Source organism: Burkholderia sp. 8Y (genome assembly GCF_902506145.1).
Lineage (GTDB): Bacteria > Pseudomonadota > Gammaproteobacteria > Burkholderiales > Burkholderiaceae > Caballeronia.
In genome coordinates this window covers 13,076-32,716 of record NZ_LR733533.1, presented here as the reverse complement: position 1 = coordinate 32,716, position 19,641 = coordinate 13,076, and the positions used below count along the sequence as shown (strand labels likewise).

22 protein-coding genes are annotated in these 19,641 nt (G+C 60.3%); 4 read left to right on the top strand and 18 right to left on the bottom strand.

The window, feature by feature from the left end:
• Positions 1-293: 293 nt before the first annotated feature.
• A complete protein-coding gene (locus GV035_RS26260; protein WP_159838577.1) occupies positions 294-485 on the bottom strand; it encodes a hypothetical protein in 192 nt (63 codons plus the stop codon).
• A 191-nt stretch (positions 486-676) separates the two neighbouring features.
• Here GV035_RS26260 and GV035_RS26255 point away from each other — a divergent pair, with 191 nt between their 5' ends.
• Both GV035_RS26255 and GV035_RS26250 read left to right on the top strand, forming a co-directional pair.
• Positions 677-1,159 carry an MFS transporter gene (locus GV035_RS26255; RefSeq protein ID WP_236572847.1) on the top strand — a complete coding sequence of 161 codons (483 nt, stop codon included), beginning with the start codon at positions 677-679 and terminating at the stop codon, positions 1,157-1,159.
• Between the two features lie 72 nt (positions 1,160-1,231).
• Entirely contained in the window at positions 1,232-2,203 is a 972-nt protein-coding gene (locus GV035_RS26250) for a 2-hydroxyacid dehydrogenase (RefSeq protein ID WP_201304071.1), read from the top strand.
• Between the two features lie 550 nt (positions 2,204-2,753).
• Here the strand turns inward: GV035_RS26250 and GV035_RS26245 are convergent.
• From GV035_RS26245 to GV035_RS26175, 17 genes are all read right to left on the bottom strand, one after another.
• A complete protein-coding gene (locus tag GV035_RS26245; RefSeq protein WP_159838575.1) occupies positions 2,754-3,551 on the bottom strand; it encodes a transporter substrate-binding domain-containing protein in 798 nt (265 codons plus the stop codon).
• 61 nt (positions 3,552-3,612) lie between these two features.
• The gene (locus GV035_RS26240) at positions 3,613-4,341 is read right to left on the bottom strand and encodes an amino acid ABC transporter ATP-binding protein (RefSeq protein ID WP_159838573.1); all 729 of its coding nucleotides are present in this window, start codon (positions 4,339-4,341) and stop codon (positions 3,613-3,615) included.
• A complete protein-coding gene (locus tag GV035_RS26235; RefSeq protein WP_159838571.1) occupies positions 4,325-4,978 on the bottom strand; it encodes an amino acid ABC transporter permease in 654 nt (217 codons plus the stop codon). Before GV035_RS26235 ends, GV035_RS26240 begins: the two co-directional genes overlap by 17 nt.
• On the bottom strand, positions 4,975-5,721 hold the full coding sequence (locus tag GV035_RS26230) for an amino acid ABC transporter permease (RefSeq protein ID WP_159838569.1): 747 nt from the start codon (positions 5,719-5,721) through the stop codon (positions 4,975-4,977). The genes GV035_RS26235 and GV035_RS26230 overlap by 4 nt, the downstream gene beginning before the upstream one ends.
• A gap of 770 nt (positions 5,722-6,491) precedes the next feature.
• Entirely contained in the window at positions 6,492-7,913 is a 1,422-nt protein-coding gene (locus GV035_RS26225; RefSeq protein ID WP_159838567.1) for a hypothetical protein, read from the bottom strand.
• A gap of 23 nt (positions 7,914-7,936) precedes the next feature.
• Entirely contained in the window at positions 7,937-8,068 is a 132-nt protein-coding gene (locus tag GV035_RS29785) for a hypothetical protein (RefSeq protein ID WP_268892293.1), read from the bottom strand.
• Positions 8,069-8,655: 587 nt separating this feature from the next.
• On the bottom strand, positions 8,656-10,206 hold the full coding sequence (locus tag GV035_RS26220; protein WP_159838565.1) for a hybrid sensor histidine kinase/response regulator: 1,551 nt from the start codon (positions 10,204-10,206) through the stop codon (positions 8,656-8,658).
• A gap of 1 nt (position 10,207) precedes the next feature.
• Positions 10,208-11,011, bottom strand: a complete 804-nt coding sequence (locus tag GV035_RS26215; protein WP_328699812.1) for an alpha/beta fold hydrolase — start codon at positions 11,009-11,011, stop codon at positions 10,208-10,210.
• A 270-nt stretch (positions 11,012-11,281) separates the two neighbouring features.
• Positions 11,282-12,262: a LysR family transcriptional regulator gene (locus GV035_RS26210; RefSeq protein ID WP_159838560.1), complete on the bottom strand. Its 981-nt coding sequence runs from the start codon at positions 12,260-12,262 to the stop codon at positions 11,282-11,284.
• Positions 12,263-12,368: 106 nt separating this feature from the next.
• A complete protein-coding gene (locus GV035_RS26205) occupies positions 12,369-12,764 on the bottom strand; it encodes a cupin domain-containing protein (protein WP_159838558.1) in 396 nt (131 codons plus the stop codon).
• Between the two features lie 44 nt (positions 12,765-12,808).
• Positions 12,809-13,288, bottom strand: a complete 480-nt coding sequence (locus GV035_RS26200; protein ID WP_159838585.1) for a carboxymuconolactone decarboxylase family protein — start codon at positions 13,286-13,288, stop codon at positions 12,809-12,811.
• Positions 13,289-13,455: 167 nt separating this feature from the next.
• Complete coding sequence (locus GV035_RS26195; RefSeq protein WP_159838556.1) at positions 13,456-14,376, bottom strand: RNA polymerase sigma-70 factor; 921 nt, start codon at positions 14,374-14,376, stop codon at positions 13,456-13,458.
• A gap of 34 nt (positions 14,377-14,410) precedes the next feature.
• Complete coding sequence (locus tag GV035_RS26190; RefSeq protein WP_159838583.1) at positions 14,411-15,409, bottom strand: bestrophin family protein; 999 nt, start codon at positions 15,407-15,409, stop codon at positions 14,411-14,413.
• Positions 15,410-15,623: 214 nt separating this feature from the next.
• Positions 15,624-16,193, bottom strand: a complete 570-nt coding sequence (locus GV035_RS26185) for a YbhB/YbcL family Raf kinase inhibitor-like protein (RefSeq protein ID WP_159838554.1) — start codon at positions 16,191-16,193, stop codon at positions 15,624-15,626.
• Between the two features lie 81 nt (positions 16,194-16,274).
• Positions 16,275-17,207 carry an MBL fold metallo-hydrolase gene (locus GV035_RS26180; RefSeq protein WP_159838581.1) on the bottom strand — a complete coding sequence of 311 codons (933 nt, stop codon included), beginning with the start codon at positions 17,205-17,207 and terminating at the stop codon, positions 16,275-16,277.
• Between the two features lie 414 nt (positions 17,208-17,621).
• Positions 17,622-17,882, bottom strand: a complete 261-nt coding sequence (locus GV035_RS29610; protein WP_236572846.1) for a hypothetical protein — start codon at positions 17,880-17,882, stop codon at positions 17,622-17,624.
• Between the two features lie 3 nt (positions 17,883-17,885).
• Positions 17,886-18,161 carry a hypothetical protein gene (locus GV035_RS26175; RefSeq protein WP_159838552.1) on the bottom strand — a complete coding sequence of 92 codons (276 nt, stop codon included), beginning with the start codon at positions 18,159-18,161 and terminating at the stop codon, positions 17,886-17,888.
• A 203-nt stretch (positions 18,162-18,364) separates the two neighbouring features.
• Here GV035_RS26175 and GV035_RS26170 point away from each other — a divergent pair, with 203 nt between their 5' ends.
• Both GV035_RS26170 and GV035_RS26165 read left to right on the top strand, forming a co-directional pair.
• Positions 18,365-18,631, top strand: coding sequence for a DUF4242 domain-containing protein (locus GV035_RS26170; RefSeq protein ID WP_159838550.1), 267 nt, complete (start codon positions 18,365-18,367; stop codon positions 18,629-18,631).
• Positions 18,632-18,713: 82 nt separating this feature from the next.
• The gene (locus GV035_RS26165; RefSeq protein ID WP_159838548.1) at positions 18,714-19,637 is read left to right on the top strand and encodes an alpha/beta fold hydrolase; all 924 of its coding nucleotides are present in this window, start codon (positions 18,714-18,716) and stop codon (positions 19,635-19,637) included.
• Positions 19,638-19,641: the final 4 nt, after the last annotated feature.

The window sequence follows — 19,641 nt, the reverse complement described above, 5'->3', positions numbered from 1 at the left end:
CGATCAATTCGTCGGAGAACAGTTTCGGGGTCTTCGGAGGTTTGCGCTTCTGGGTCATGGTTGCTTCAGTCATGTTACTTTCCCTTATCGTCTCATGACCTTGGCACACGGAATATCTGACAGGCTCCTCGAAATCGGAGTTCAGTCAGCCGTTTACCGTCAAGGCGATGATCACCGCGCTACGCCGTATGGTCGAGGGCCGAAGCCCCGCGATTGGCGAACTCCGATCTCATAGTCCCGAACCAACGACAGAATCCTCTGTGCCTATCGCTTGCTTTAGCTGCCGCTCAGCACTACAGCTTCATGCCAACATGGGGCGGAGCCGGGTCGGGCGTATTCTCTAAGGCGTTCATTGAAGCAATAACACGATAGGCTTCCACGAGTGCTTTTTCCTTCTCTACGTCGTGCCCGCCGACAACGCGGCGCATCTCTTCACTAGACATTGCTTTATCGTGGCAGAGGTCAACAATTGTCAGCGTGCTCATTTCGGTTCACCCATTGAGAGTAGTTGTGGCGGCAAGCGCCAGGACTGTTCTGAGCGGATTGAAGCTGCGCTCAGTCTTTCCTAGTCATGTTTTGTGCCAAGGCTCGCCGCGTTAAGGGTCGCGGCCTAACCCATTGTTTATGAAGCAAAAGGCTGTACCGTCCGGTGTCTCCAGGGCCGCGCGCGCTGGCGATGTGTCGGACTGCTTCCGACACATCGCAGGATCTGTGTGGCTTTCTCGGCGGCATCGCAGGCGGAGCAATTTCAGATTGGCTCATTCGACGCGGCTGGACCGTGTCGTGGGCGCGCAAGACCCCGTATATCGTCGGCATGGCAGGAGGCTCATGTCTTGTGTTGTCGGCGTCCACGGAAAGCAACATCGTGATCGTGCTGCTGATGACAATCGCGTTCTTCGGCAGAGGCGCGGCAGCGGGCGCGGGCACGTGGGCTATCGTCAGTGACACCGCGCCGCGCGAAGCAGTGGGTCTCGCGGGCGCCGTGTTCAACTGTGTCGGCAACATCGGCGGGATCGTGACGCCTAGCGTATTCGGTTACATCGTGCAGGCAACCGGCGGCTATAACGTCGGCCTGTACTTTGTCGCCGCACACTGCATCGTGGCTGCGCTCGTTTATCTGTTCGTGATGGGAAAGATCGAGCGCGTCAAGGTGAGTTAAACCGTCGCACTTATCTGAGAGTAAGACCCGGCGTGGCCCGTTCAGGCACGCCGGCATCATGTTAAACACTTTGTGCCTATAGTCCTGGTCAAGCCCATCATTCTTAACGCAGCGGAACTGCCCGAATGGGCGCACGACGAACTGAACGCGCTGTTCTGCGTCATCGATCTTCCCAAAGACCCCGCTGCTGTTTCCGCGTTCCTCCGGGAGCACGGTACGAAGGTGCGCGGCATTGCCTTGCGCAAGACCATTATCGATGCCGCTTTCCTCGACGCCCTTCCCTCGCTTGAAATCATTTCCAGCTACAGCGCAGGCTTGGACAACGTGGATGTCGATGCCGTTAAGGCGCGGGGCATCCGCATCGAGAACACGTCGCACATTCTGGCGGAAGACGTGGCGGACGCGGCGATCGGTCTTGCGCTCGCGCTTACGCGGGACATCGTCAATGCGGATCGTTTTGTTCGGGACGGACGCTGGCCCAAAGAAAAGCATTATCCGCTGGGGCGCTCCATTTCGAACATGAGGGTAGGCATCGTCGGGCTGGGCACCATCGGTTCGGCCATTGGCCGCCGTTTGCATGCCTTCGGCTCACACATCGCGTATTTCGGGCCGTCGCCAAAAACCGTCGACATGCCGTATTACGGTGACGTCACCGAACTGGCGTTGAATAGCGACATGCTTATCCTGACGTGCCCGCTCACGCCTGCAACCCAGCATATCGTCGATGCAAGTGTTCTCGATGCGCTCGGTCCCGATGGCTTTCTCGTCAACATCGCACGCGGCCCCGTCGTCGATGAGGCCGCGCTTATCGACGCGCTCGCGGCGAATAAAATCGCAGGCGCAGCACTCGATGTGTTCGAGAACGAGCCGAAGGTGCCAGATGCGTTAATCGGTGATCGCCGTGTCGTGCTGACGCCGCATCTTGGACCCGGCACGCATGACACCCGTCGCCGGATGGCGGAAAACGTTGTTGATACACTGGCGAAGCATCTTGGCGTTGTTGGCCCACGCGAACATACTGCCAGCATGGGGAAGGTTGCATGATCGTCCTGGAGAAGTTCACCTTGCACAGCCGGCTCCGCTCGCCCGCGAGCCACCGCGTCCTCTTTGTCTTGTTAGCCATGTGACGGCCTACCAGACAGCCGCCCGCAGCACCAAGCACGGCATTGCCCTCCCCCACGAAGTGACCACTGACACCGGAATGCGCGCGTACCAATAGGTGCTAATGTCGTCGCCGGCTGATCGGGCACGGAACGAAATAGAATGCGCCAGCGCAATTAGCCGGCTAGAGGAAGTCCAAAGAGTTCGCTACCGACCGCGACCGCGCGCTCGCCGTCGAGCGGTGTTTGCGGACGCAACAGCTAAGCACGGCCTGCGAAGCGTTTGGTAGGCGCCGTATCGCGAACGGGCGGCCGATTTAGGCGCTGGAACACGCGGGGACGCCGCCCTGTTCAATCGCAGCGCGCAAGCCATTGGTCTGACGGCCGCAGGCGAGCGATGCTGCGCTTGATGCCCCCGCATCACGCCGCCACGGCGCGCCAATGCGTCACACGGGTGCGCGACGATCCTGCATCGACCGAATGCACATGAAAGCTCAAACGCCCTTGCGGACGTTATCCGGCAGATCGCGACCGTGATATTTCTTATAGATCGTGTTCAGGTTGCCGTTCTTCATGTTCGTGCCGACCCAATTGTTCACCCATTCCTTCAGGCGCGGCTGATCCTTGTTCATCGCGATGCCGAGATCGAAAGTCTTCTGCTCGAACTTCATCTCGATGTTGCGTTGTGGCGCGCGGTCTTGCATCTCCTTCAGATTCGAAGGCGTGCTTGAGAAGATGTCGACTTGGCCAGTGACCATCGACGTGATCAGCGTCGCGTCGTCCTCATAACGCTGGATCTGCGCGCCCTTCGCCTGTTGCGTCGTGAGCGTGTCGTTCACCGTGGCGCGCGTGAGCCCGATGGTCTTGCCGTCCAGGTCCGCATAATCCTTCACCTTGATCGTCTTCACGCCGCCGACAATGATCGAAATCGCCGCATACGGGTTCGAGAAGTCGACCACTTTCGCGCGCTCCGGCGTAACCGACAGCGACGAGATCACGAGGTCCGCCCGCTTTGCCTGCAGCGTCGGAATGCGTGCCGCGTTAGTGATCTGCACGAGTTCGAGCTTCACGCCGAGATCTTTCGCGAGCGCGGTTGCAGTATCGACATCTGATCCCGCGGGCTTCAGGTTCTGGTCCGCGTAGCTGAAGAGCGGCGTGCCGATTGCAATCGCGACGCGCACGACGCCAGCCTTCTTGATGTCGTCGAACTCATCGGCCAACGCGCTGTGCACCGCGCCTGCAAACATCAGGGTTGCCAAAGCGGCGCGTGCAATCATGGTGTTCACTTTCAAGTCGAGTCTCCGTTTTTATCAATGTTGCTGATTGCTTGTTGCTGAATCAGATGCCCGGATATCAAAGTCCGTTATCAAGGAATGCGCGCAATTCAGGCGTTTTCGGCGCATCGAGCATGCCGCCCTCGCCCACTTCCCACACCTTGCCCTGATGCATATAGATGATGCGATCCGCGACGCGCTTGGCGAAGGCCATCTCGTGCGTGACGAGCAGCATCGTCATACCATCGGCTGCAAGGTCTTCCATCACGCGCAGCACTTCGCCTGTCAATTGCGGATCGAGCGCCGATGTCACCTCGTCGAACAGCATGACTTTCGGCGACATCGCAAGTGAGCGCGCAATCGCCACGCGCTGCTGCTGTCCGCCTGACAATTGCTCCGGATAAGCGTCAGCCTTCTGTTCGAGACCGACCTGCTCCAGTACGTTCAACGCGATACGCCGCGCTTCTGCGCTCGACATCTTCTTCACGTGACGCAGCGCGAGCATGATGTTCTCTTCCACGGTCAAGTGCGGAAAGAGGTTATAGCTTTGAAACACGATGCCCACTTCCCGGCGCAACAGATGCAGATCGACTTTCGGGTCGTCGACACGTATGCCGCACACTTCGATCTGCCCCTGGTCGATCGTCTCGAGCCTGTCAATGCAGCGCAGCGCCGTGCTCTTGCCCGAACCGCTGGCGCCGATCACGGCGATCATCTCGCCCTTGTTGACGTCAAAGGACACGCCCTTGAGAACATGATTGGAGCCGAACCTCTTGTGAATATCGTCGACCTTAACGATTGCTGACATTGAGCTTGTTCTCCATCGATTGGCTCCAGCGCGACAGCGGATAGCACAGCACGAAATAGAAAGCGCCGACCAGTCCAAAGATGAGAAACGGCTGGAAGATAGAGTTGTTGATGATCTGTCCCGCGCGCGTCAGTTCGACGAAGCCAATCACCGAAGCCAGCGACGTCATCTTGATGAGTTGCACGAGAAAGCCGACCGTCGGCGGCAGCGCGAGACGCATCGCCTGCGGGATGATTACGAGCCGCAGGGTCTGCCAGCGCGTGAGCGACAGGCACTCCGACGCTTCCCATTGCGGCTTCGGCATCGCTTCGATGCAGCCGCGCCAGATGTCGCCGAGATACGCGCTCGAATAGACCATCAGCGCGAGGCCGGCCGCGACGAGCGCGGGCACCTGATAGCCATAGACGGACAAACCGAAGTACACGATGAAGAGCAGGATGAGCAGTGGAATGCCCTGAATCGCTTCGATATAGACGAGCGCGGCGCGCGATAGCCACGCACGCGGCGAGATACGCGCGAGCATCACGCAGAACCCGCCGATGCCGCCGAGCACGAACGCGAGCATGGAAAGCACAAGCGTCCAGCCGATCGATTGCGCCAGGTAGATGAAGTGCGCTGACGTGAATCCGCCGCTCATGCCGCACCTCCGGGAATGACGGTATCGATGCGTTGCGAATCGGGCGGCGTCTTGCCCGCACGTCTTGCGGCGAGGCGGATCGCGCGGCGGCGCTTGAAGAGATGCTCACCGACCGCCCACGCGATGAGCTTGATGATCAACGACAACGCGAGATACAACGCAGCCACCACGATATACGTTTCGAGCGAACGGAAGGTGTCGGACTGCACGGTGTTCGCGACCGCCGTGAGTTCTTCCGCCGAAATCTGCGAAGCGATCGCGGAGGCTTGCATCATCAGCAGGAACTGGCTCGTCAGCGCGGGATAGACCTTCTCGATCGATGGTTGCAGCATTACGTGCCAGCCGATGCGCCACTTCGACAGCCCGAGACATTCGGCCGCTTCGATCTGTCCGCGTGGCACGGATTCCAGTCCCGCGCGAATGATCTCGGCCGCATACGCGCCAATGTTGATGGTCATCGCGAGCGCCGCAGCCGCGAAGGTCGGCATCCGCAGACCGAGGCTCGCGAGGCCGAAGTACAAGAGAAATATCTGCACGAGGAACGGCGTGTTGCGCACGGCCTCGATATAGACAATGCAGATGCGCGTGAGGACCGGCACCTTCGCACGCTTGGCGAAGGCGACGAGCATGCCGAGGATCAGACCGAAGAACACCGCCACGCACGTCATCTTGAGCGTGAGCCAGGCGCCGAGCAGGAACGTCGGCCAGTATGGCAACAGCGGCGAGAAGTCGAGAGAAAACATGTCGGCAGATGTTCCTGTTGCGTCAGCGCCTTAATTACAGCAGGCAACCGGTGATGTATGACGACATACTACGGATGTCGCTGAAGTGCATGTCCGATGCGTTGGATCCGCGCTAACGGACCGGTCGTCGTGAATGAGCTATTCCCGAAAACTGTCGTGACGGCACATACTCGCCTTCTTGTACGTTGTCATATCAGGATAAGCGCCATATCATCATTTGCCGACCAAGTTGTCAATCTGCGTGAAACCCACCCCGGCGACGAGAGCGCGTGGCAGGCGATGGCCACCGCATCCTTGATCGCAGGTACCTATCTAGCAGGCTGATTCCACAGACGCCACCGCAGAACCGCCTTCCTCGGTCGTCATACGTCCAGACCGGGCACCGCACGCGATGAGGGCGGCTTCGTCACCTGTGTCACGTCGTCGTCGGCGTCGGCGCATTGGGACGGAGCCGCCATTTGATGATTTGTTCAAGGCTAACGGGGAACGGCGGAATCGGTAGCTATCGGTCGTCGGCTGACCAGCCAATCGTGAATCGAAGCGATCGGCCCCTAGCAGCTAGCTTTGTATGGGTGGTCTCTTGCACGATGACAACGCGCGGCACTTCAGCTTGGCTGTCAAACATCCGGTCTTACTCCGATCCCGTCGCTTCCTGATCGAATATTCGATTGTTTCTGCTGCTCCGGTGAGTTCGGAGACGTCGATTGCACGGCGGACAAAATGAATCGATTAGCCCTCCCGCCGCTGAAGCAATAAAGCCTCTGCGCCCCTTACTTCGCTTGCGCCGGCTTGTCCGGGCGATCGAGGCTGAAGACACGCACGATCATCGCATCGATCATGCGGAAGAAACCATCCGCGCCATAACCGGCAATGAACGCGATGCCCGACGCGGAGAGAGTGAGCACTCCCGAGCCGGAACTCACCGTCTGCGCCACTGAACCTGGCGTGAAGAATAGTCCGACGGCGAGCCCTGCGATGGCGCCGAGCATCAGCCGAATGATGGCGAGCGTTTCATCGCGCGGCGCGAGAATGCTGCGCGTGATCCGGTCGCTGATATCGCGCAAAAACGAGGCGATCGTGCCGACGAGTCCGAAAAGCACCGGCAATACATAGCTCGCGTAGGCGGACAGGACCAGCGTGATCGACTGAATATTCTCCTGAGTCGCAACAGGGTTGCCGGCCTTGTTCTTCGTGAGCAGCATCGAGGAAATTGGAAACGGCATGGTCAGCCATGACGAAGGCGACGTTTCGGCGAATGTCGCCGCATCGTTGATGGACTTCTCGTAACGCGCCTGATAGTAGGACCAGCGGTTGCACAGCAGCCGGATCTGATTGCTCTGCTGATCGATTTTCGAATCGCAACGCACGGGTACGCTGTCGTGGCTCTGCTTGTCCTGCGCGAGCGCCGCGTTCTCCTTGTCGACTGCCGCGTAGATCTGGCTGGTCAGGTCCGCGGTGCTCTTCTGATCGTCCTCGAAGCGGAACGTCAGTTGCATGCCGTACACGACCAGCCAAAGCAGGATCGCGGAAAAGAACGTGACCGCGGCGCCGACACGCGAAACGTTCTTATGAAAGCAGCGAAAGCGTTTCGCGCTCGGAAGGAGCCCCGGATAAGCCGACTTCGCCACGACCGCGCGAGTCTCTTTGTCGAGCGTGAGGCCGCTGTCCGGCGGGGCCAGCGCGTTGCGCTTCGCCCTGGACCGCTCTTCGAGAAACATGTAGGTGTAGGCAATCGTCACCCCGTTCGCCGGAAAGGCGATCGAGTTGACCTTGTCCTTCACGCACAGGAGCAAGGCGGCGTCGTCGGCGCGTTCCTTCAGGCTCTGATCCGGCTCCGGCGGATAACGTAAGGCGCAAATTCTTCTGATCACTTCGATGGGCGGCAGCGCGGCCGGCGCACTCGTCGCGCCATTGCCGTTGTTGGCGTTCGCGTTCGCTTCGGTGCTTGGCCGGACGGGATACTTGATGTCGCCGATATCCCAGATGTGCACGTCCGGACGTCCTGAAATGAAATCCAGCAATAGCAGGACTTCATTGAGGTCGCGTTGAAGAATCAGTTGCTCTGCGGGGAATCTCGACTGCGCGGACGCCGCCGGCGGCGGCGCGGGTTCCTTGGCGGGCTTGATCGGTGTCACCGACGAAGAAGACGTGCCAGATTCTTCCGGTACGGGATCCAGAGATAATGAACTCATCGCTTCTCCTTTCGATACGGGTTTCAGTCGTCCAGCAGAAAGGGAATCAGGGACGCGTTGATGGCCCCCGGGCTGAATCCGTGTTCCGCGAGTGCCCGTTGCAACGTCTTCTCGTCGTCGCCGCTGTCGCCTTGTCGAAGATTGCTGCTCTGCATGAATGGCTCCTTCCAGCATCGTAGGCGCGCGATGCGTTGTGTTCAGTAGCACCGACGTCTGCATTGCCGACAAGCCGGTCCCGCATGTGGGTTCGCATACTTCTAGGGGCGCGTGGTCTTCGTCGTCCCTAGTCACGCATTTCAAACCATCACCCGCGACTCACTCGAAGCGCATGCGCCCACCGAGGGCCAAGAGAGAAAGCCGGCTGCACATTCAAAACAATAGACCTTCCGCCATGATGGAATAGTCTCCCTTAGCAGGGATGGTCGACGCCTGTCGGGGGGTACGGCTGCCTTCCTTTCATCCGAAGCGGAATAGGAAGGATTAGGTTTGCAGCCGCAAGGAGTTTCTCGCCGCGGCGCCCGCGTCGTCGAGTCCGTGGACGCCGGGCTGTTCAAGATGATCGAGCATGTTGCGCCGTCAAGAACCAGCCGGTCGATCTCCGGTTCGACGGGAACCTGACAGCAGTGAGCTCGAGGAGGCACGACCTTCACGGGCAAGCTGAAGCACTTCTGCGTCTTCCGGTCCATGAACAGCAGCCGGAAAACTGCTTGCGCGACACATGCGCAGTGTCAGCGCCGGACGGCTACTTCAGGATTTGGAGCAACTGACGATAATCCACTGGCTTGGCAAGGTGATGATGGAAACCCGCATCGCGTGCCGCCTGAATATCGCGCTCCTGAGCCCATCCCGTCAGCGCGATGAGCAACATGCCGCTGCTTCGCGGATCGCGGAGGATTTGGCGGGCAACATCGTAGCCCGACATGTCGGGCAGTCCGATGTCCACGAGCAGCACGTCGGCCTGAAATTCGAACGCGAGACGCAGCGCGGCATGGCCGTCTGCGGCGGTATGCGTCTCGTAGTCGTCAGCCTCGAGCAGCATCGCGAGGCTGACGGCCGAATCTTCGCTGTCGTCGACAACGAGAATCCGGCGTCTGCTGCGTGGCGGCCATGTATCGAGCGCATCGCTGTTCTGAACGATTGTTTGATCCGATGAAAGCGGCAGGCGCACGATGAATTCGCTGCCCATGCCGACCCCTGCGCTCGTGACCGTGACGGTGCCACCGTGCTGCTCCGTCAACGCACGTACGAGCGAGAGCCCAATGCCCAAGCCGCCGCCGGACCGCGAATGGCCCTCGGGCAACTGGGAGAAGATATCAAACAGTGTGTCGAGGTGCTCTGGCGCAATGCCGATGCCCGTGTCGCGTACAGCCATGGCCAGCTCATCCCCTTCACGACGCACAGCGAGATCGATCGTCCCGCCGGGAGGCGTGTATTTGGCGGCGTTGTTCAGGAGGTTGAGCACGATCTGCGTCAGTCGCGTCGGATCCGCGTTCACGAACAGAGGCGCGTCCGGCAGGTCGACACGCAGGTGATGCGACTGCGTACGAATGAGATCCCTGACGCCTTCGACTGCAAGGTCGATGGCCGTCGCGAGACTGATGCGTTGCTTGCGAACTTCGAGCTTGCCTTCCGCAATCCGGGATACGTCGAGCATATCGTCCACTAGCCTGCCAAGCTGCGCCACCTGACGCTCGAGCACGCGCGTGGACCAATTCAGTTGCTCGTCGGCGAACGCCTTCCTCGTCAGCAGCCGGACCGCGGCCTGAATCGGCGCCAGCGGATTGCGCAGTTCATGGGCGAGCGTCGCGAGGAATTCATCCTTGTGCCGGTCTGCGCGCTGCAACGCCTCTTCAGCGGCCGTTCTCGCTTCAAGCGCCTCTTCCGCCTGCCGGCGAGCATGCAGAAGCTCTACCTCGTACTTGTGACGATCGTTGACGACGATGCAGGCGAAATCGTCTTGTTCGGTTTCACCGACCGTCCGCCGAACGGCGTTGATGAGCATCGGCACCTTGCGACCGTCGCGGCGCCGAATCTCCAGTTTGACCTCAGCGACGGAGCGTTGCATCTGAAGCAACGGAGCCAAATGCGTCTGCTGAAAGACCTTGCCGCCAATCGTCAACAGGTCCTGGATGCGACGCTGATCCAGAAGCTCGTCTGCCTGATAACCCGTCCAGCGACAGAAGGTGGCGTTGACACGCACGATGGTGCCGTCGGTTGTCGTGGAGACAAGTCCGCATGGGGCGTGCTCGTAGGCCTCGCTCATCGTAGAGAGGGGTTGATGAGTACCGTCCATCTCAAAGCGCCAGTTGTTTGAGGAAATCTTTAGTGGCGTCAATGCACGGACCGGGCGCACTCAGATGCGGACAATGTCCTACGTTTTCGACCATCGCGAGGCGGCTGCCCGGAATCATGTCGCGCATGAATTCGCCAACCGATACGGGCGCGAGCAGATCGTCGTTCGACTGAATGATCAGCGTGGGCGTCGTCACCCGTGCAAGGTCGGCGCGGTGATCTGACAGAAAAGTCACGCGCGCGAAATGCTTGGCGATGTCCGGGTCGGTGCGGCAGAAACTGTTCGTCAATTCCTGGGCAAGCTCCGGCTGTTCCGGGGCGCCCATGACTGAGGGCGCCATCGTGCTCGACCAGCCGAGGTAATTACTTTCGAGCGTGTCCAGCAACTCTTCGATGTCGCTGCGCTCGAACCCGCCCACATAGTTTGCGTCGTTGATAAAGGACGGCGATGGGCCGATCATCACGTTCGCGGCGAACTGCTCGGGCGACTTGATTGCCGCCAGCATACCGATCATGGTGCTGACCGAGTGACCGACGAAAATGATCGGGCCCGTGCTGAACTGTTCGACGATCTCCAGCACGTCGTCAGCATGGCCTTGCAGGGTGCTGTATTTCGCGCGGTCGTAGGCCGTGAGGTCCGAGTCGCCGCTACCGACGAGATCAAAAAGAATCGTGCGATATCGCTGAGAGAAGGCCGGCGCAAAATGCCGCCACATGTTCTGATCGCATCCAAAGCCATGCGCGAACATCATGGTTGTCGTTCCTGTCCCGTCAACATGCACATTGTTACGCTTCAGAATGTCCACCCGGCCTCCACAGAAGTTCGACCCGCCGTTTTACCGGCAGTCGATGTCTCCTGCATTATCGCGCACCCGCCCCACACCGCGCACAATCCGCGATCGGCTCATAGGCGCGGCGACGTCGTAGGTCGTAAATCCAAACTGGAATCGCAATGATCAGGGCCAACGCAGTACGGCGGTCGCTGCGTGAAACTCCGGCCGAATCATCTGTCGCATCGAACGACTTTGGCGTCATGCTTCCCCCCCCGCGAAGACTCAGTCAGCGCGAGGCGCCAATTACAACGCTCCATCGAGGCAGTGAAGGTCGAGCGCGCGCACCTGTTCTGTCATGTAATCGACGAAAACGCGAATGCGCGATGGCAAATGCTTGCGAGTGAGATAACAGAGATAGTGTCCGCGGTCGTTCAGCGCAAACTGCGTCAGGCAGGCGACGAGGCGCCCGGCGCGCAACGCTTCGCACACCTGATAGGAAGGCAGCTGTGCTAGTCCCTGCCCTGCATGCACGGCTTGCAGTGCGAGATCGGCACAGTTGAAAGTATGGCGGCCGGCGGGTACGAGCTTCTGCGTGCCCCCATTGACACTGAATTCCCAATCCGCGATACGTCCCGACGCCGTTCGCAGATTGATGCAGCGATGCGCGGTCAGCTCGGACAGATCCCGTGGCAAGCCGTGGGTGCGCGCATACTCGGGCGATGCACAGACGAGTAGTCGCATCGGTATGAGCTGCTTTGCTATGACCTGGCTGTCTTCCACACGCCCATCGCGGAAGGAGACATCGATGCGGTCCACCGTGAAGTTGGCCGCATGATCACTCAGCAGCAGTTCAACCGTGATTTCGGGGAAGGCATCGTTGAAGCCGCGCATGAGCGGCGCGACGATCGCACGGCCGAAGCTCGTCGTCGAACAGATTCGAAGATGTCCGCGTGGCGGTCCATTGCGCAATTCGCGCATGTCCTCGAGCGCCTGCACGATGCGTTCAACTCCGGGATGGCAGTTCTGGTAGAACAACTCCCCTTCGCGCGTGAGAGATGTGCTGCGCGTCGTACGCAAGAAGAGGCGCGCATTGAGCTGCGCCTCCAGCTTCTGCACATTGCGGCTCACGGAGGACCGGCCAATGCCCAGGCGGTCGCTGGCTCGTGCGAAGCTACCTTCATTCGCAACCGCCAGAAAGGCGACGACGCCCGCATAGCTCGTGACGAAGCTGCTGGCAAGCGAATCGTCGCCGCCAGAACGAAACGGAGTTTGAGTGTTGGACATGATTGCTCGAGTCGAGGTTGGAACACGCCTATAAGACGTTCGACACGAGCAAGTTGTGACGCGGCCGCCGCATCCTCTGCGGGCAGGCCGCGAGCCTACCTATGCATCACTTCACTGGCACCAGAACGGGCGCCTTCTCATCCTTGAGCAACAGCACGAGAAACTTCGCGGGGTGCGTATTGCTCGCGTTGCGTCCGACAGTATGTATATCGTTCGGCCCCTCGTAGAACGTCTGCCCAGGTCCGAGCGTCACTGTCTTGCCGCCGTTCACGCCCATCACAATCGAGCCTTCGAGCACGTAAATGAAACCGTGCGCGTGATGCGCGTGGACTGGATCCGCACCGCCAGGCGGATACACCACCGTGACCATCAACGCTTCCTTGCCGGGATAGTCCGCGAGTGGCTTCTCCATCAGCGGCGTAACCGCGGTCTCCGGAGCGGCGAGTGCGGCTCGCGCGAGACATGCTGTAGCGATCACGGCGAGCTTCGCGAATGCGGTCATGGACGTTCCTCCATGCTTGCTTACGATAGGTGCCCGCTTGATCGTCATGTCAGGTTCGCCTTCTCGAGCCCGAATGCGGAGTCCGACGATCCCGGCACGGTGCGGAATGCGACGTTCACGCGGTTCCAGCCGTTGATCGCCATGACGTGAAACGTCAGGTTCGACAACTCTTGGTCGGTGAACTGGGTGCGAACGTGCTCGAACAGATCGTCGGGCACACCGTTCTCTGGCAGTCTCGTGAGGATTTCCGTCCACGCCAGTGCGGCCCGTTCACGCGGTGAAAACAGCGTCGACTCGCGCCATATCGCCACGTGATGCAAGCGGAGTTCGCGCTCCCCATGAATTCTGGCCTGCTTCACGTGCATGTCGACGCAGAAGCCGCAGCCGTTGAGCTGCGATGCGCGCAGCGACGTGAGTTCGCAGATTGACGCCTCGATACCGCTTTCCTTCACCGCGAGGCCAAACGAGACGAATCTCTTGAAAAGCTCGGGCGATTGTTGAACGTAATTGATGCGTTGAGTCATGGTTGCTCCAGCGAGAGTGAGCTGCACGTGCGCCGCGCAGCGGGGCCGGCGATATGCCGTACGCAACCATGTTAGGTATCGCCGCACAGTGCCGGAAGCCATGCACCGCGGCTCACCGTGTTGCTCGCGCAGCACCAATCGAGTGTCGGATGCCCGTACGAAGAACGTCAGCAGCCGCCGAAGGCAGCGGCCAGCCTGACCAGCTTGTCGGGATTGCGTTGCACGAGGATGCGCACGATACGCTCGCCGTCAGTCTCATACGATTGCGCCGATTCGAGCTTCCCCTCGATGAATCGCAACAGCGCCCATTGCCCGTTGAGTACAGCCAGTTCCATGCGCAGTTTGGCGTTGAAGCGGAGCCTGGAGGCATAGAAGAGTTGCGCGATGCGCCTGCCGCCCTCCATGGGCTTCGGAAAACTCGGCACGCGGCCGCCGCCGTCGCCAACGAGGACGGCATCCTCCGCAAGCAGGCCCTGAATGGCTGTGAAGTCACCCGATTCCAGCGCGCGGGCGAATTGCGTCAGCAAGCGCAAATGGATTTCGCGGGGCACAGTGATGCGCGCACGGCCTTCGCGCAACTGCGTCTTGGCTCTGCTGACCAGTTGACGGCATGCCGCCTCCGACTTGCCGAGTGTCTTGGCGACGTGCTCGTAATCGACATCGAAGACTTCGTGCAGCAGGAACGCGGCGCGCGCGTCCGGACTGAGCCGTTCCAGCAGCATCAAGAAGGCGACGGAAACATCGTCGGCGCGCTCCTTGATTTCTTCTGGGCTGACAGGCGCGTCCACTGCATAGGGCTCAGGCAGCCAGATTCCCGCGTAGTGTTCGCGTTGTGCTTTGGCCGCTCTCAGCCTGTCAATGGACAAACGCGTGGTGACTGCGACGAGCCAGGCCTCCGGATTGTCGATGTCCGCGCGGGACGCGGAATTCCAGCGAAGCCACGCGTCTTGCACGACATCCTCGGCTTCCGCGACGGACGCGAGCATGCGATACGCAATGCCGTGCAGGCGTCTTCGCAAGGTGTTGAACGAATGCGTTGCGTCGTCGATATCGTCGTTGGCCGGGCTTGCTGGAACCGCCTTGTTCATCGCTACCCTCGTCTATTCCGATGGTTTGCTCGCGTCAAAGTGCAATGGTTGGAAGGGTTGCGTGCCCGACCGTCTCCCCGAGCATCGAGCGCAGATCGCCCTCCAGGGTGGCGCAGAGCGTCGAAATAGGAACATCGTTCGCGCTTCCTTCGAACGGATTCTCCGTGCTTTCTCCCACCTGCGCCAGCGACGTGTACATCCACGACACGATCACGCTGAACGGGACGGCGAGCCAGACCATATTGCCGTGCATCGGACCGCTGATCACGTCGTTGAGCTTGTCGAATTCCTGCAACAACCCGAACGGAAACAGCAAACAGAAGAACCTCACGAACAATGCGCTGATTGTTGCGTACTGACGCGGGTAAGGGAAGTTCTTGAGCCGCTCGGCGTTGGCCTGAAGCGCGATCAACTCGCCGACTGCGCGTTGCAGCTCGAGATAGAACGACAGATCGAGATCTCCCGCGCGATGCAGCCTCTTGAGGTGCTCGCTCTGCATGCTCAAGATGGCGGCCGTCGCCGAGCGCGATGCGAGCGCGCAAGCCGTTTCCGAGGACGAAAGATAATCGCTTAGAACGTCGCCGAGCGCGGATTCCCACTCGGGGACATGATAGTGGCGGCGGTACTCGAGGTTGAAGCGCCGGCTCATGCTTTCCCAGATACGGGGACTGCGCAGTTCGTAACGTAATGCGGTGAGCCAGGCGAGATGCCGCAAAACGAGTTCCCGGCTCACACGGAGTTCATTCGGAAACGCGCAGGCTAACTGACCCCATCGGCGGCTTACGCCAACGATGCATGTCCACACGATCTGCGCGTCCTCGGCGCGGTTATAGGTCTGTACGTTCTTGAAACCGACGATGAATGATGTCGCCGTCCCTAGAAGAACGACTATCGTAAGCGGCACTGACAGCCACCTCATCGACGCATACTTGTAGAGAATCACCGGCACAGATCCGCAAACCAGGAGGGCATATATCTGCCTGCGGGTCCAGAAGAGAAATTCGGTCAGCCGATAGGATCTGCCAAGATGCATATCGCGGGTTCGGTCGGGCTTGCGTGGGTGAGCGGTCACGGTGACCGCGTTGTCGTCTTCAAGACGTGCGAGGGCCGCACTTCGTGACACAGACGAAGGTTATTTTTCCACCGCTGCGAACCGGCTGCGTTTTAATCATAGGAATCGATACGGTGCCACAGGCCGCCGTTGGGGCCGGCGGGATGCCGCGGACGACTTCCCGCCGCTGCGCCGTTCACTCCGGTGAGCGGTAATAGCGCGCCACGTAACGCGCCTGTCGGATGACTTTGCCGTGCATCTGATAGGCGACGAGCGCGGGACTCGACTCCGCTTTGACATCGAGGCTTGCCACGGACAGCGCCGTGGCCGTCACGATGTATCGATGAGAATCGCCTTGCGGAGGGCACGGTCCACCATAAGCCGACGCGCCAAAATCGGTAAGCGTCTCGATGGCGCCTGCGGGCAGCAGCCGGGCATCGCCCGACGCACCCTTTTCGATCGATGTTTCAGACGGCGGAATGTTCGCCACCTGCCAGTGCGTCCAGCCAAGACCGCCGGTGGGCGCATCGGGGTCGTGTATCGTGACGACGATGCTCTTCGTTCCGGGCGGAACGTGAGACCAAGAAACGCGCGGTGAGACGTTCTGGCCATGACAGCCAAATCCGCCATACACGTGTTCGTTTCCGAACTGGCCGCGATTCAGCCCATCGACATTGACGGTGAAGGCGCTGGCAGCCGCGACGGCTGGCAATATCGCCAGCAGTGACATGCAGCATAAGGCTGGTAAGAGAGCGGTAGGTTTCATATTGAATCCGTATGCTAGGACCGGGAAATCATGGGCAGACACTCGCCGCGAGTGCCTGCGCGTGTGGCCGTTGCTCCAAGCTTAGTAGTCCCACTGAACCGGCACGAAACGGAAACCGTCACGGGTCTTCGCAACGTGACCGATAGACGGGAACGCCACGTGCGCCGCGGCCAGAAGCGCGCCGGTCTCAGCCGCCTCGTTGAAGAGCGCGATACGCACGTCGACCGCCGCTTCGGGATCGTGCTCGAAGCCGTTCTGCCAGTCCGGATTGTCGAAGTTGACTTCGAAAACCGCATCGCCTACGAACGTCAGCTTCTCCCCCTTCGAAGCGACATCCACGACGCAATGCCCCGGCGTATGGCCACCGGTCACGCGCGCCGAGACACCCACTGCCACTTCGACCTTCTGGTCGAACTGCACGATGTTCTCCCGGTAAAGTTCCACGAACGTTGCCGCAGCCTTGCGTAGCGCGGGAGGAACCGCTTCCGGCATGACCGTCCTGCTGAAGTCCGGATTCTTCCAGAAAGCCACTTCTGCCGCTGACACGTGAATGCGCACGTCGGGACGCAAGTTGTTTTTCACGCCGTCGACGTTCAGCCCGCCGACGTGGTCCATGTGCATATGCGTGACAACGATATCCGTTATAGCGGCCAGGTCGATACCAGCCGATTCCAGGCGCATCACCGACTTACCGGCGCGGGAGAAGTATTGGAAGCCGTCTCCTACGCCCGAGTCGATCAGCACGAGGCGATCGCCACTGCGCACGAGCGCAACATTGAGCGCCCAATCGAACGTGTCGCGCTGGAGGAAACGACCATCGAACCATTGGTTGCGGTCCGCTTCGCTCACGTTGGTGGACATGGTGGAGGTCGGCAATGGCAGGACGCCATCGCTGATCAGCACGACGTCGATGTCTCCCACGCGCACGGCGTAGCGTGAAGGCACGAGTTCGACCGGACTTCCTTTGCCGATTTCAGTGGTAACGGGCTGCACGTTGCGGGTTGTTGCGCTCATCTTCGTTGTCCTATGAATTGAATGGATCAGGCTGCCCTGCGCGGCGCGGTTCGTCAGCAAAAACAGGGGTCCCCGCGCTTCGTTGCTCGCATTCCAAGCGAACGTGTGGCGGATTGTAGTAAGACCTGGCGAATCCCAGTAGCATCGCGGGCGCTTACACCGTGTTGTCCAGCTGACAACAGCCGACGACGGCGAGGCGATCATTGGATGAGTGTGAGCGTTCGATCACGAGTGTGCGGTCGGAGCCGGCATCGAAGCGAATGCCGCACAGTCCTCGGTCGATGGAACCGATTGGATCGCGTCTTTGGCAACCACATCTGTCAGCCGTCGGTCGGTTTCTGTCGTCCGTTCCCCTCGACGGCAAGGGCGCGCAAGCGTATAGCGACTCGTCTCAACGACGTCATAGGCGGTCGCTCACGGCTGTACCCTGTCTACGTTCCGGCGCGCGTCCTGATTGGCGCCCGCCTCTCTCGTCGGCTTCGAAGGGGCCGCCGTCGACCGGACGTCGCCGTCGAAACGCGCCTCGTCGCCCGGCGTGGCTCTTGCTCTGGTGTCCATCGTCGAAACGGAGGGTTCGTCGAAGACATTCACTTCTTCCTGCGAATACGCGAAAGCGGTCTGCGTCAGCGCCGCAGATACCAGCGCGCATGCCGTCAACATTGCTCGTCTGTTCATGATTTACCACTCAGAAGGCTGCAACGTTGGGCTCGTCGCGAAGCGAAACGGCAACTGAGTCCCGCTGAAACGCATCGGCATGCCCGCGACATAGCCGCGATGCGCTGCGCCCGCATGCTGCGCGCCGAATCCCGCGCCTGGCACGTCCATCTGTTCTACCGCGCCCCATGCATCTCCCAGCCTGGACATGTCGGCCGGCAGCCTACTGTCCGCGAGCGGCGAGACCGGTGCGCGCAAAATCAGCGTTACGAGCATTCCGGGAATGAGTCGGCGGTTCATGATGGGCTCTCCAAAGCTCCACGGTTTCGAAGCAAAAAGCTCGTCGCCGTTGAGGCATTTGTAGATCTGCGAAGTCGCCGTGCAAATAGCGAGAAATGACCATCGCGGCTTCATCGCTTCTCGCGCGTGAACTAGACTTTCTTTAACCTGACGACGTCGGCGAGACCGAACGCGTGTTGTCCTTCTGTTGAGGCGGAGGCACCATGACTCTCTTTCTGATCGAGCGCAATTTCGCTGAGCAACTGGAATTCACGGTTGAGGGCGCTACCGAGGTGACGGAAATAAATAACGAGGTCGGCGTCAAATGGCTCGTCTCCTTCCTGACCGCCGACAAGCGCAAGACGTATTGCCTGTACGAAGCGAACAACATGGAAGCGATTCGCGAAGCCGCGCGACGCGCGGACATACCCGCTGACGAAATCATCGAAGTGACGGAACACAGGCCGGAATGGCTCATGCCGGCCGGCTGACGCGTTGGTCAATATTGACTATTTGCGCGCCACGCTTCGTTGCATATAAAGACTGCATGCATCGTTGACCGGGAGGGACGACATGAGAATCCGCAAAGTGAACGCGCTGTCGATCGTCTTACCGCTCTGTTTGTCGATGCTCGCCTCGTGCAGTTCTTCAAAACTCGATGCAAGCCAGCCGCAGTTCCGCGACGCGAGCGTGAACGGGGTGCAGCTTCACTACGAGCAGCAGGGCACGGGTGAAACGGTCGTGCTGATCCATGGCGCGATCGCCGATTACCGCGCGTGGGATGCGGCCCGCGACGCGATTGCCGGGCACTATCGCGTCGTCGCGCCGTCGAATCGCTATTTCGGCGCGGCATCGTGGCCGGACGACGGCGCGCAGTTCTCGATGCAAACGCACGCCGACGATCTTGCCGCCTTCATTCGCGCGCTCAACGCCGGCCCGGTCGACCTCGTCGGCTGGTCTTATGGAGCGGACATCGGGCTCGTCGTTGCAGTACAGCATCCCGAACTGGTCCGCAGCGTGTTCGCCTACGAACCGTCGCTGACTACATTCGTCACGGATGCGTCGGACCGCCAGGCGATATCCGCAGATCAGCAACAGGCGTTCGGCCCTGCGTTCGCCGCTTCGAAGCGCGGCGACCAGCAGGCCGCGGTGCGTCCGTTCGTTGATGGCGTGAACGGCGCGCCCGGCACCTACGACCGGCTGCCCGACCGCGTACGCGTCGTGACGTCGGAGAACGCCCGGACTATTCCGCTGCAACTCAATGCGCCGCCGCCCCCGGCCATAACGTGCGCGCAACTCAGCAAGATACCAGTGCCCGTCGCGATTGCACGCGGCACGCTCACGCGGCCGTTTTTCCGGATCGCCGCGGACACTGCGAATCGCTGCATCCCCGGCTCGCGGCTCGTGCTGATTCAGAATGGACGGCATCTCGCGCCCGTCGAGATGCCCGCCGAGTTCGACACGGCCGTTCTCGCGTTCCTGTCCCGGCGCAATTGAGCGC